General features: G+C 62.3%; 1 protein-coding gene. It reads left to right on the top strand.

Translation table 11 applies throughout. The annotated features are described in order from the left end of the window. Positions 1-660 (top strand): TonB-dependent receptor (locus C9414_RS20765; protein WP_219909129.1); only part of this gene is annotated, 660 nt, incomplete at both ends.

The raw sequence follows: 660 nt of genomic DNA, 5'->3' as shown, positions 1-660 counted from the left end.
GTGAACTTCGGCACCCGCCAGGGCGGCAACTACACCGATGCGCGGCTGGGCTACGGCAGCTACAACACACGCAGCGCCCAGTTGGCGGTGGGCCGCGAAGGCAATGGATTCGCCCAGAACTACTTCGTGGGCTACCAGGACTCCGATGGCTACCGCGATAACGACACATCGAAGAAATACAGCGTCGGTGGCAAGTGGTTCTACGGCAACCTGGAAGAAGAGGGGCTGCGCGTGGGCCTGACCGCGCGCGCCTATCACAACGAAGCCGAAGAGCCCGGTTTCATGACCGCAGAGGAACTGCGCAGCCACCGCCGCGGCTCGGACCTGCGCAATCGCAATGATGGCGACGACCGCGACATGCGCCAGGTTGCGGCCCATGTCGATCTGAAGCTGGCCGACAATCTGTATCTGGCCAGCAAGCTCTACTACAACAACTACGAAGATGACCGCCGGGTCACCTTCAGCGACCTACCCACCGGCAATGCGCCTCGCCAGCGCCGTATGTGGGACGAAAGCCAGTTCGGCATGCTCAACACCCTCACCTGGAATGCCAGCAGCGCGCTGACCCTGGAAGGCGGGTTCAATTACGAGCAGCAGGACAATCGTTACCAGCGCATGCGCTTCAGCTATGCCGAGCCGACCGATTTCTGGGCCACCCCG

Origin of the sequence: Bacillus sp. Nf3, from assembly GCF_003028545.1 — a bacterium.
Classification (GTDB): domain Bacteria; phylum Bacillota; class Bacilli; order Bacillales; family Bacillaceae; genus Bacillus; species Bacillus safensis.
This window is presented reverse-complemented; position numbering and strand designations above follow the sequence as displayed.